The 11,914-nt window shown below is 72.7% G+C and carries 11 protein-coding genes; 4 read left to right on the top strand and 7 right to left on the bottom strand.

What is annotated here, in order from left to right; translation table 11 throughout:
* Nucleotides 1–15 precede the first annotated feature (15 nt).
* Nucleotides 16–825: an alpha/beta fold hydrolase gene (locus tag ABZ822_RS12925; RefSeq protein WP_360851362.1), complete on the top strand. Its 810-nt coding sequence runs from the start codon at nt 16–18 to the stop codon at nt 823–825.
* A gap of 666 nt (nt 826–1,491) precedes the next feature.
* A complete protein-coding gene (locus ABZ822_RS12920) occupies nt 1,492–2,034 on the top strand; it encodes a MarR family transcriptional regulator (RefSeq protein WP_360851359.1) in 543 nt (180 codons plus the stop codon).
* 79 nt (nt 2,035–2,113) lie between these two features.
* Here the strand turns inward: ABZ822_RS12920 and ABZ822_RS12915 are convergent, their stop codons facing one another.
* The 4 genes from ABZ822_RS12915 to ABZ822_RS12900 form a co-directional block, all read right to left on the bottom strand.
* The gene (locus ABZ822_RS12915; RefSeq protein WP_360851356.1) at nt 2,114–2,686 is read right to left on the bottom strand and encodes a MepB family protein; all 573 of its coding nucleotides are present in this window, start codon (nt 2,684–2,686) and stop codon (nt 2,114–2,116) included.
* Nucleotides 2,687–2,782: 96 nt separating this feature from the next.
* The gene (locus ABZ822_RS12910; RefSeq protein ID WP_360851353.1) at nt 2,783–3,736 is read right to left on the bottom strand and encodes an NAD(P)-dependent alcohol dehydrogenase; all 954 of its coding nucleotides are present in this window, start codon (nt 3,734–3,736) and stop codon (nt 2,783–2,785) included.
* Nucleotides 3,737–4,482: 746 nt separating this feature from the next.
* Nucleotides 4,483–4,842 (bottom strand): metalloregulator ArsR/SmtB family transcription factor, encoded by a 360-nt coding sequence (locus ABZ822_RS12905; protein ID WP_360851350.1) that lies wholly within the window; start codon nt 4,840–4,842, stop codon nt 4,483–4,485.
* A 232-nt stretch (nt 4,843–5,074) separates the two neighbouring features.
* On the bottom strand, nt 5,075–5,677 hold the full coding sequence (locus ABZ822_RS12900) for a hypothetical protein (RefSeq protein ID WP_360851347.1): 603 nt from the start codon (nt 5,675–5,677) through the stop codon (nt 5,075–5,077).
* 459 nt (nt 5,678–6,136) lie between these two features.
* Between ABZ822_RS12900 and ABZ822_RS12895 the strand changes: the two genes are divergently transcribed.
* Entirely contained in the window at nt 6,137–7,162 is a 1,026-nt protein-coding gene (locus ABZ822_RS12895; protein WP_360851344.1) for a 6-phosphofructokinase, read from the top strand.
* 58 nt (nt 7,163–7,220) lie between these two features.
* Here ABZ822_RS12895 and ABZ822_RS12890 read toward each other — a convergent pair whose 3' ends face one another.
* From ABZ822_RS12890 to fmt, 3 genes are all read right to left on the bottom strand, one after another.
* On the bottom strand, nt 7,221–8,120 hold the full coding sequence (locus ABZ822_RS12890; protein WP_360851341.1) for a universal stress protein: 900 nt from the start codon (nt 8,118–8,120) through the stop codon (nt 7,221–7,223).
* A gap of 313 nt (nt 8,121–8,433) precedes the next feature.
* Nucleotides 8,434–9,870, bottom strand: a complete 1,437-nt coding sequence (locus tag ABZ822_RS12885; protein WP_360851338.1) for a transcription antitermination factor NusB — start codon at nt 9,868–9,870, stop codon at nt 8,434–8,436.
* 176 nt (nt 9,871–10,046) lie between these two features.
* Complete coding sequence (gene fmt, locus ABZ822_RS12880) at nt 10,047–10,979, bottom strand: methionyl-tRNA formyltransferase (protein WP_360851335.1); 933 nt, start codon at nt 10,977–10,979, stop codon at nt 10,047–10,049.
* Between the two features lie 345 nt (nt 10,980–11,324).
* On the opposite strand from fmt, the gene ABZ822_RS12875 reads away from it, so the two are divergent.
* Nucleotides 11,325–11,885, top strand: coding sequence for a hypothetical protein (locus tag ABZ822_RS12875; protein ID WP_360851332.1), 561 nt, complete (start codon nt 11,325–11,327; stop codon nt 11,883–11,885).
* Nucleotides 11,886–11,914: the final 29 nt, after the last annotated feature.

Below are 11,914 nucleotides of genomic sequence, written 5' to 3'. Positions count from 1 at the left end.
GACGAGGAATGCGCCATGGGGGAACGCGTACGCACCGCCGACATCGACCTCTGGACCGACCGGCGCGGGACGGGCCCCGAAGTGCTGCTGATCGCCGGCCTCGGCGACCCCGTCGAGGCGTGGGGGGCCCAGCTCGACGGCCTCTCCGACCGGTACCACCTCACGGCCTTCGACAACCGCGGCATGGGACGCTCCCCGATGCGCCCCGAGCCCGTCACGGTGTCCGCTCTGGCCGACGACGCGGCAGGGCTGCTGCGGGCGCTGGACATCCCGTCCGCTCATGTCGCGGGGTTCTCCGGCGGCAGCATCATCGCCCAGGAGCTGACGCTGCGTCACCCGGAGTTCGTACGGAGCCTCGTCCTGGTCAGCACCTGGGCCCGGTGCGACGCGCTGGCCCGCGCCATGGTCACCTCCTGGCGCTGGATGGCAGAGCTGGCCCCGAGCGAACGGGCCTTCCTGGAGGCGTTCTACGCGTGGATCTACACACCGCGCGCGCACGCCGACGGGACCGTGGACCGGATCATCGACGAGGTGCTCGCCTTCCCGTACCAGCCGTCGCTCGAGGCGGTACAGGGGATGATCGACGCCTTCGCGGTGCACGACACCACGGACCGTCTGCCGGACATCGCCGTGCCGACGCTCGTCCTGGCCGGCGGGGTCGACATCTCCGCCCCTCCACGCCTGGGACGCGCCGTCGCCGACGCCATTCCCGGCGCCCGCTTCGAGGTGATGGAGGAGGAGGCGCACCAGCCCTTCCAGGAGGCCCCGGAGGCGTTCAACGCCCGGGTCGACGCGTTCTGGCGCGAGGTCGACGGCGGCTCGTGAGGGCGGCCTCCCACCGGCGGCACTGAAGGTCGCACGGCACGCGGGGCCTCGTCCGACTGCGCGCCTCGTACGGGAGACGGCGGACCGGCGGCACTGGCGGCCGGGGGCGACGCGGCGCCGGGGCGCGCCACCCGACTCCCCCGACGTGCCGGACGGCTCGCGCCGGCGCCTACCCGAGCGCCGAGGAGAACTCCGGTCGACGGTCCGGTCGCGTGCCGTGGCGAGTCGCGTCACCGTGACGGTGCCGCGATCCCGGGCATGGGCCGGTGCCGGACGGCCGGGCCCTCCTCGCAGGAGAGGATTGCACAGTGCAAAGGTCAGGTCCAGGGGCTGAGGCGCGTGGCGCCGCCCTCCTCGCCCGGTTCCGCCGCTTCGGCCCCTGCTCGTCGGCGCCACGGCCTCGTCGCGCGGTGCGGCAGGTCGGCGTAGCCGGTCGAGCTCGGGCCCGAACGCGTTCTCCAACTGTCCTACCCAGCCCCGCTGTTCACCGATCGCTTCGTCCGGAATCCCATGCCGAGGATCTCGGCGTCCACACGGCGAGCTGATCGAACGTACCCGCCGGAAGCGGCGGGGGCCCGCGCGGCCGCGGGGGGGGTGCGGGGACCGGCGCCGCGGGTAGGGGCCGCGGCGGACGGGGAGCGCACCGGGGCGCGATAGAAAGGAGGTATGACCGAGCCTTCGCCGCCTTCGCCGGAGACCGACGACGTCGACGCGGTGACGCGTGCGGTACTCGCTGCGTCGCGGCTGCTGGTCGGGGTGTCGGCACGGTCCTTGGCGGCCGTCGAGGACCGCGTGACCCTCGCTCAGTTCCGGTTGCTCGTGGTGCTGTCCACGCACGGTTCGGCGAAGCTCGTGACGCTCGCCGACCGGCTCGGGGTGAATCCGTCGACGGCGATGCGGATGATCGACCGTCTGATCACTGCGGGCCTCGCGGACCGCCGAACCAACCCCGACAACCGCCGCGAGACCCTTCTGCGGCTGACCGACGAGGGGCGCAGCCTCGTCGACGACGTCATGGTCAGGCGCCGGCGCGAGATCGCCTCGATCGTGGCGCGTCTCGCCCCGGAGCAGCGGGCGGCCCTGATCGAGGCGCTGACAGCCTTCAGTGAGGCGGGCGGGGAATCGCCGCTCGATGCGGACGGCACGCAGACGTATCCGCTGGGCTGGGGGGACGTACAGGAGACGGCGTCGGACGCCTCGATGTCCTGACCTCAGCCGCGCCGGTGGGCGCGCCGGGCGTGCCGGGCGTGCCGGGTGTGCCGGGTGTGCCGGGTGTGCCGCCGCCCGCCTACCGGAGGTACAGCTCCCGCGCACGATCGAGGTCGACCGGGGCGCCCTCCAGCAGCGGCAGGAAGTGTTCGAGCTGCCACGCCTGCGTACGACCGGCCTGTCGGCTCGTGGTGGTCACCCACGGCGGGTACACGCGGACGGCCCGCTTCCCGCCGGAACCGCCGACCGATACGACGCCCTGCCGCCGGAGCGTGTCCGTCGTGAAGACGAACTGCCCGGAGTGGTCCGCGTCTCCGCAGGCGATCACGAAGAGGTCGACCGGGTCCGCGGCGTCGAAGGGCTGAATCGGCCCGCCGCCCGGGGTCCGCTTCCATACGGTGACGAACTGGCCCACCTTCGTCGGGGTCGTCCTGGCGGCGCGGAACCGGACGGAGCGACCGTCGAGGGTGAAGACGTGCGCCGCGTACTCGGCGCTCTCGGCCTCGGGCACCGGCAGCGTGCAGCGGAATCCGCAGGGGTCGTAGACGCGCCTCCTCGCCGCGAGGAGTGCTCCGTGCACCGGGACGCCGTCCGGCCACGGCCCGGCGGACGCAGGGGGGTGGCCGGAGGTGTCCTGGTGCAGCGGCGTCATGGGATTCACCCTGTCATGCGCGCGCATCGCACTGTGTCCCGGGCCGGAGACGGGACGCCGCAGACTGCCGCCGGGCCGGAGAGGGCACGTCCCCGGTTACGCATCGGACACGGCGACCACCTGCTTGCCCACCACACCGCCCCGCTCGAACGCCCGATGCGCCGAGGCGATGTCCGCCAGCGGGAACACACTGTCGATGACGGGCCGCAGCCCGCCGGACGTCACATGGCCGGCGAGGTCACGCAGCAGCGCGGTGTCGGGATTGGAGTTCAGCGCGCGGATGCGGCGCCCGCCGTGCACGCTCGACGCGGCGATCGCGGCCACGGAGGACGCCGACAGGGCGATGGTGGCCATCCTGCCGTGACGGGCCAGCCGGCGCCGGAAACCGTTCATGTCCGAACCGACGGTGTCCAGAACGACATCGAACGGCCCTATGCGCTCCGGCGTGGTCGTGCCGTAGTCGAAGACCTCGTCAGCCCCCAGCTCGCGCAGCGCCTCGGCGTGACGGCCGCGGGACAGGGCGGTGACGTGCGCGCCCGTCGCACGGGCGAGTTGCACGGCGGCCGTGCCGACTCCGCCGGCGGCGCCCCGTACGAGGAGACGTTCGCCGCTCGTGAGGCGGAGCGTGTCCCGCAGTGCGGTCAGGGCCGTCGTCCCCGCGACGACCAGTGAGGCCGCCTCCACCGATGAGAGGGCTTCCGGTGCCGGTCCGATGCGGTCCGCGGGGACCGTGACGCACTCGGCGGCTCCGGCGACGGTGTGCCGCTTCATGGGATGCACCGTGCCCCAGACCCGGTCGCCGACGCGGTGCTGACGGACGTCGGTTCCGGTCGCGGCGACGACACCGGCGAAGTCCAGTCCCACACCGATCGGGAACCGGCGTCCGGTCACGATCCGCAGGCCGCCCGCGCGCACGATCGTGTCGAGTCCGTTCACGCTGGACGCCTCCACCGTCACCACGACCTCGCCGGCTCCGGGGGCGGGACGGGCGACGTCGTTGATCCGCAGGACGTCCGGTGCGCCGAAGGCGGTGATCTGAGCGGCCTTCATGTCATGTTCCTCTCGGTGGTTCGCTGTTCAGGAGGTCAGGGCACGGGGCCTCGGGCCAGCCAGGTCACCCGAATCATCCAGTACGTGTGATTGCCCTTTCAGGTGTATCACACATGACGTATGAAACGAGCCTCGCGATGACATCAATCACACATCCTGCATGATTCATGGAACAGACGTGGGCCCGCAGCGGCGGACTCGCATGTGCGGGACGGCCCCGTGGGCGGGGCGCGGGAGCGGCTACCTCAAGTCCCGTGCCGATGTGCCCGGTTCGGCTCGGGACACAGGCGAGAGCGCACCCTCTGAGCGTGCGCTCGACCGGCTCGACGGCACTGGACCCGGACGGCGTACCCGATGCCGATCCGGCCCGGCGGAGCGCTGCGGCGACGGCCGCCATCGCGGCGGTGGCCACCGGACCGTGGTGGCGCCACCGGGCGACCGTACGACGGGCGGGGGTCGGCGGAGGCTGGACGCGGGGGGGGGCACCTACCGCCACCGCCGTCCGTTCGATGTTCGTCGTACCCGTGATCGCGTTCGCCTCGTGGGCCGCAAGGCCCGCTGATCGCGTTCACGAGTGCGGCGTCGGCTGCCGGCGTGCAGGAAGTTGCCCGCGTGCGGGCCCTGCCGGGGAGACTTCACCAGCTGCCGATGTCGTCGCTTCGGGGTGACGTCATCGGGAGGCCGGGACCGTCGCGGAACAGGTCACGGCAGGCAGCCATGCCCCTGCGCCTGGCAGGACACGACGATCAGGGCCCGGTGGCGAGCATCTGCCCCATCGCGGCCAGCACCGAGGGTTCGACGCGGTAGTAGACCCACGTGCCGCGCCGCTCGGACGTGAGCAGTCCCGCGTCCTTGAGCTTCTTCAGGTGGTGGCTGACCGTGGGCTGGGAGACACCGACGTCGGCGATGTCGCAGACGCACGCCTCCCCGTTCTCGTGGGCGGCGACCCTGGAGAAGAGCCGCAGGCGGACCGGGTCGGACAGCGCCTTGAACATCGCCGCCATGCGCACGGCATCGGCCTCGGAGAGCTCGGCCGACGTGATCGGAGGGCAGCAGGGCACCGCATCCGGCGCTGCCAGGGGGAGGGTCTTCACGGTCGTCGCCACACTTGAAGTTTGACATATGTCGAATCAATGCCATGGCTGAGCGGGGCCCGTGGTCACCATGGGCTGCGGCGACGCCCCCACGGCCCGCCAGTGAGCCGGTTCGGAGACGCGTGCGCGGTGTCGGCAGATACGGTCGACGATCCGGCCGGCGATCTCGCCCCACTCGAGGGATGAGCGTGGGCCTTCCACGTCCGGGAAGCACGTGGCTCAACTGGCGGCGCAGGAAGGGTACTCAGCCGGTCCGTTGGGGCAGCTCGGGCTTGCTCGCGAAGAGGTCGAAGTACATACCGCCCGCTACGAGCAGGCCGATCGCGCCGAGCACGAGGCCGCCCAGGGCTACGGCCTTCACCCACGGCCGGGTGTCGGCCCGCCCGGCGTGCAGAGCCAGCAGCACACCGCCGATGACGACGGCGGCGAGGGCGAAGACGCCGTTCATGAAGGCCGCGGTGTGCCAGGGAGCGCCGTAGAAGGCATCGATCTGGTCACCACCGGCACCACCGGCACCACCGGTGTTGGCCTCGATCTGACCGATCAGCTCCTTGCGGGCGCGCAGCATGTCGCCGAGGGGGGTGCCGGTGAGGGAACAGAGCCCCAGCCCGGCGCTGACGACGGCGACCGCCCCGGCCGCGAAGCCCCCGGCAGGGGCGGTGTCGACCGAGGTGTCCAGGACGTCGTCGTCGGCTGCCTCGCCGGAGGCGTCAGCGTCCTCTCCCTCCCCTTCGACGGCCTCGTCGACGGGGGATTCCCGCAGCTGCTTCGGATCCCGCGTCTCGTCCTGCTCACCCTCGGTGTTGCTGTCAGTGGTCTCAGTGATCTTGGTGCTCTCAGTAGCCATGGGGCGCCACCCTACGGGGTGTACCTAAGAGCTCGGTAAGCACCAGGGATCCCAGCCGAGTTGGGCGACCGTTCGAGGGCCGGATCTGCGCTCCGAGGGGAGGGGGAAGCCGTACTCGGGGCGCTGCGGCATGAGCACCGGGCCGAGCCACAGGGCGTCCCCACGGGTCTGCCGTGTGCGCTCCTGCCCAGCGGACTCCCGGACGACCAGCAGGCCGGACGGAAACCCTGGCGAGCGAGACGGGAACCCCCGCGAGCGATCCGCCCTGATCCGGCCCACCCGGCTGATCCGGCCGACCCGGCCGATCCGCCCTGATCCGGCCGACCCGGCGCGCCTGAAGTGGTCACTGCTGCTCGAACCGAGGGACGCTGGAGGAGGTGACCCGATGCGCCCCGACAGCGGTTCCCGATCACCTGAAGGCCGCGACCAGGCGGGGTGACCAGCGGATGGGAGGAGCCCATGAAGGTCGGAGTACTGACCGGCGGCGGTGACTGTCCGGGCCTCAACGCCGTGATCCGCAGCGTCGTCCGCAAAGGCGTCCAGGAGTACGGATACGAGTTCGTCGGCGTGCGGGACGGCTGGCTCGGTCTGCTCCAGGACACGGTCATCCCGCTGGACATCCCCAGCGTGCGAGGGATTCTCCCCCGCGGCGGCACCATCCTCGGCTCCTCCCGCACCAACCCGTTCAAGCACCAGGACGGGGTGCAGCGCGTGAAGGACACCCTCGCCGCACACGACGTGGACGCGCTCGTCGTGATCGGCGGCGAGGACACGCTCGGAATGGCCACCGAGCTGAGCCGGGAGGGGATCCATCTCGTCGGCGTGCCGAAGACCATCGACAACGACGTGTCCGGTACCGACTACACCTTCGGCTTCGACACCGCCGTCGGCATCGCCTCCGAGGCCATCGACCGGCTCCACACCACCGCCGAGTCCCATATGCGCACCCTGGTGGTCGAGGTGATGGGGCGGCACTCCGGATGGATCGCCCTGCGCGCCGGCATCGCGGGCGGTGCCAACGTGATCCTCATCCCGGAGCGACCGTTCGACATCGATCAGGTCTGTGAGCAGGTGAAGAGCCGATTCAAGATCAACTACGCTCCCATCGTCGTGGTCGCCGAAGGAGCGGCCCCCGAGGAGGGGCAGATGGTCCTCAAGGACCAGACGCTGGACGAGTACGGCCATGTGCGCCTGTCAGGCATCGGAGAATGGCTGGCCCAGGAAATCGAGGAACGCACCGGCAAGGACGCCCGCACCACGGTTCTGGGCCACATCCAGCGCGGAGGCACCCCGAGCGCCTTCGACCGGTGGCTGGCCACGCGCTTCGGACTGCACGCCATCGACGCCGTCAAGGAGGGTGACTTCGGCGTCATGGTCGCCCTGCAGGGCACCGAGATCGTCCGCCGACCTCTCGCCGACGCCACGGCGCAGACCAAGACGGTCGACGCGCGACTGTACGACGAGTTCGAGGTCTTCTACGGCTGACTGCCCCGGAGTTCGCCTGGTGCACACCGGGCCTGCCGGTCCGCCGCGCGACGGACCGTCATCCGTCGGAACCGGCATGCGGTACGACCGCCACCGGGCAGCGGGCGTGGTGCAGTACGGCGTGCGTGACCGGGCCCAGCCGCCCCTCGGCCGCATACGGATCGGTGCGGCGGCCCACCACGATCAGGGCCGCGTCGCCGGAGGTGTTCAAGAGCCCTTCCGCGGGATGGAGCAGCACGACACCGGTGCGGACCGGCACACGGGGGTACTTCTCCCGCCAGGCGCGCACCGCGTCGGAGAGCCGCAGGACTTCCTGGTCCTCCCACATGGCGCGGTCCTCCTCCGTCACCACCAGCGTCCGCGCGGAGACCGCCTCGGCAGGAAGTGCCCATGCCTGGACCACCCGCAGCCGCGTACCGCGTGCTTCGGCGGCCGAGAACGCGAATTCCGCCACCTCACGGACCGGGTGACGCGCGTCGAACCCGACCACGATCCGGGCGCTGCCATGTGCCTCGCGTATCCCTTCCTCGAGGGCGCCGGGCGGTTGGGGCACCAGGACGACAGGGCAGGAGGCTGCTGCCGCCAGCCGCAGAGCCACCGAGCCGACCGCGAGACCGGCGAAGCCGCCTGCCCCGCGGGTACCGACGACGAGGAGCCCGGCGTCGCGGGCCGAGGCGAGGAGAGCCGAGGCGGGGGCGTCATCGGCCTGCTCGGCCCGCACTTCGATGTCCGGGTGCCGCTCGCCGAGGTCGGCAACCACCCGCCCGAGCATCCACTCACCCATCGCGTGCAGCCGCTCCACTGCCGAACGCGGCACGGCGCCGCCGTCCGGAAGCGGTGGAGTGGCATGGAGCAGGTGCAGCGGAACACCCCGCGACGCCGCTTCCCGCGCCGCCCAGTCGGCTGCCGCCGAACTGCGTTCGGACCCGTCGATGCCGACGACCACAGGCTGGCTCACTGCGTCCTCACCTTCGCCCGGTACGCACCTCCGCAGGGCTCCTTCCCTCCACTGTTCCACGACAGGACCGCCCCGGCCGCCCCATCGGACGTGGGCTCCCGTAGGTCGCGGGCGGAGCGCACCCGAGTGCCCACCCATGTCGGCGAGGCGGCGAACGAACACCCGTCCCACGTCCGTGGCCATGGGGCCGGACAGTGGCCGATCGACGTGAGAAACCGCAGTGGCCGACGTGAGAAATCGCAGTGGCCGACCGACGTGAGAACCCGACATGAGAACGGGGCACGCCCATCCGGGACGCGACGGCTCCCGGGCCTCAGCCCGTGCGCCGCAGCAGCGCCAGGTACATCGCGTCCGTGCCGTGCAGATGCGGCCAGAGCTGGACGTCCGGGCCCTCACCCAGAGCAGGTACGCCGGACATCAGCGGGCGGGCGTCGATCCACTCCGCCTCCGGGGCGCTCCCGCCGCGGCCCTTCAGCACGTCGTCGACGACGGCGCGGGTCTCGGCCAGGTGAGGCGAGCACGTCGCGTACCCGACCACGCCGCCGACGCGCACGGCCGCCAGGGCCTCCCGCAGCAGCGCCCGCTGCAGGGGCGCGAAGCCGTCGAGGTCCTCGGGGCGGCGGCGCCAGCGGGCCTCCGGCCGGCGGCGGAGCGCCCCGAGACCGGTGCACGGCACGTCCATCAGCACCCGGTCGAACGTCCCGGCCCGCCACGGAGGCCGGGTGCCGTCCGCGGTGATCACCTGGTACGGGCCGGGGTTCCCCTCCAGCGCCCGGTCGACCAGGCGCGCCCGGTGCGGCTGCTTCTCGGCCGCGACCAGCGCCGCGCCCCGCTCGGCGGCCAGCGCCGCGAGCAGTGCGGCCTTGCCGCCCGGCCCCGCGCAGCCGTCCAGCCAGCGGGCGTCCTCCCCGTCCACGGGTGCTTCGGCCAGCGCGAGGGCGACGAGCTGACTGCCCTCGTCCTGCACACCGGCACGTCCCTCGCGTACGGCGTCGAGAGCGCCGGGCTCACCGCCGTCCGCCAGCCGCACGGCGTACGGGGACCAGCGGCCCGGCAGTCCGGCCTCCTCGCCGACGGTCTCCAGCAGCTCATCGGTCGTCGACCTGCCGGGCCGGGCGACGAGTGTCACCTCGGGCCGCTCGTTGTCGGCCTCCAGCAGGTCCTCGATCCCGGCACTCCCGCCTCCGAGCGCGTCCCACAGCGCCGAGACGATCCAGCGCGGATGCGAGTGGACGACGGCCAGGTGCTCCTCGGGGTCGTCGTCGTAGGGCGGCGCCACGCGGTCGAGCCAGCCGTCCAGGTCGTCGTCCGCGATCCTGCGCAGCACGGCGTTGACGAACTTCGCCCGCCCGTCGCCCAGCACGACCCGCGCGAGTTCGACGGTCGCGGAGACGGCCGCGTGCGTCGGGATACGGGTGCCGAGGAGCTGGTGCGCGCCGAGGCTGAGGACGTCGAGGACGGGCGGGTCGACCTCGCGCAGCGGCCGGTCCACGCACGCGGCGACGATCGCGTCGTACGTGCCCTGGCGGCGCAGCGTGCCGTAGACCAGCTCGGTCGCCAGCGCCGCGTCGCGGGCGTCGAACCCCTCGCTCTCCCGCGCCTTGCGCAGCAGCGGCGGCAGGACGAGGTTGGCGTACGCGTCGCGCTCGTCGACCGCCCGCAGCGCTTCGAAGGCGAGGACGCGGACGGGGTCCTTCTTGGGGCGGCGGTACGGCTTGCCGGGACGGCCACGACGGCGCTGGTCGCTCACGGGAAATGTGCTCCGGGTATGCATGGGGACTCGTGCCCACCAGCCTACGTCCCGTGGACCGCGCCCCGGCATCTGGCCGGATCAGGACCGGATCGGAGCTCGAGCGCGACCGGATCGGACGCGGATCCGGACCGGAACGGACGCGGATCCGCACCGGCCCAGGGCGCGGGGCTCCGCTAGCCGCCCAGCTTCTCCGCGCCCGCGATACGCACCCCGCGCGCCCAATCGGCAGCCCGCATCGGCTTCTTGCCCTGAGGCTGCACCCACTGCAGCTCGACGGCGTGCGAACCGGTCCCGGCGTGGACGGTCTTCTTGGCGGCGGCGAGGTCGCCGGGCGCCAGGTCCGTACGGTCCGCGGCCGGGGTCAACGACATGACCTTCAGGCGCTCCCCGCGGAAGACCGTCCAGGCGCCCGGCGCGGGTGCGCAGGCGCGGACGAGCCGGTCGACGCGCAGCGCGGGCGCCGACCAGTCGATCTCCGCGTCCTCGACATTGATCTTCGACGCGTAGGTGATGCCCTCGGTGGCCTGCGGCACGGCCTTGAGCGTGCCGTCCTCGATGCCGTCCATCGTCGCGGCGAGGAGGCCCGCGCCGGCGAAGGCGAGGCGGGTCAGCAGATCACCGCTGGTGTCGGTGGGCCGTACGTTCTCGGTCACCACGCCGTACACCGGACCGGAGTCGAGGGACTCCTCGATCTGGAACGTCGTCGCGCCCGTGACCTCGTCGCCCGCGAGCACGGCGTGCTGCACGGGGGCGGCGCCGCGCCAGGCGGGCAGCAGCGAGAAGTGCAGGTTCACCCAGCCATGGGCGGGGATCCCGAGCGCGGTCCCGGGCAGCAGCGCGCCGTAGGCGACCACCGGGCAGCAGTCGGGGGCGATCTCCCTGAGGCGGGCGAGGAAGTCCTCCTCGCGCGGCCGCGCCGGCTTGAGCACCTCGATGCCCGCCTCCTCCGCGCGCTGCGCGACGGGGCTGGCCACCAGATGGCGCCCGCGCCCCGCGGCCGCGTCGGGCCGGGTGACGACGGCGGCGACCTCGTGGCGCTCCGAGGCGATCAGGGCGTCAAGTGCGGGTACGGCGACCTCGGGGGTGCCGGCGAAGACGAGCTTCATCGGTGATGCGCAGCCTCTCAGGCGGTTCTCGGGCGGGCTCGGACGGGACTCGGCGCGGAACTCGGGCGGTGCTCGGGTGGTGCTCGGTCCGGTACCGGCGGGATCGACGGCATCGGGGCCGCCGGCCGCGGCGGAGCACTTCAGTCTATGACCCCGTGGACTCACCGCGGGGCCCGCGTCGGCGGCGCGACGCGCACTCCCGCGCGCCCCTTGGCAACAGGCTCACGCTCACCGGACCGTGACCACTTCGGCAGATGACGCGTTGGTCCGGTCAAGAGAGATTGACCGAAATCGGGCCGCAGTTGCGGCCCGATCCTATTCAACGCCGGTTCGAGAGGCTTCTTCATGGCCGACCACGCAACCCACGACGCCCAGGCTCGTGCCAGTCTGCACCTCCTCGTGCGGGACATCGAGCGGGTCCGCCGGCAGGTGGACGCACTGCGCACCCTCACCGCCCAGTTGGGCAACGTCTACCGCCCGCGGCGCAGCGGCCCGTCCGCGGGCTTCGTCGTCTACGGAAGGGCACCCGCGCCGACCGTGCGGCTCGCCCAGGAACTGCGCGACAGCGTCGAGACCCTCGTCACCGCCGCCGTCGACTTCGACCGCTCCCTGGGCTTCTCCTGGGACGCGGTGGGCTCCGCCCTCGGGGTCACCAAGCAGGCGGTGCACCGCCGTTACGGATCCCGCCGCACGACCGCCACCAGCACCGGCGAAGGCAGCGAGACCCCGGTCCGTACGACCGACAGCCCCGCGCTGCCCGTCACGCCCTCGCCGTCCGCGCTCCGGCACGGCGCAGCCCAGCCGGCCGTGCCCGCGGCCCGGTCCGTGGCGCCCCACACCGCCTCCGGGACCCCGGTGCGCGAGGACTCCCGCACCACCGCCCTGCCGGGCCCACGCCACGGCTGACGTCGTCCGTCACCTCGGATTCGGTCCGC

The sequence above is a fragment of the Streptomyces sp. NPDC047108 genome (assembly GCF_040643575.1).
Taxonomy (GTDB): domain Bacteria; phylum Actinomycetota; class Actinomycetes; order Streptomycetales; family Streptomycetaceae; genus Streptomyces.
The sequence above is the reverse complement of the archived record's forward strand: the minus strand, read 5'-3'. Positions and strand labels throughout refer to the sequence as shown.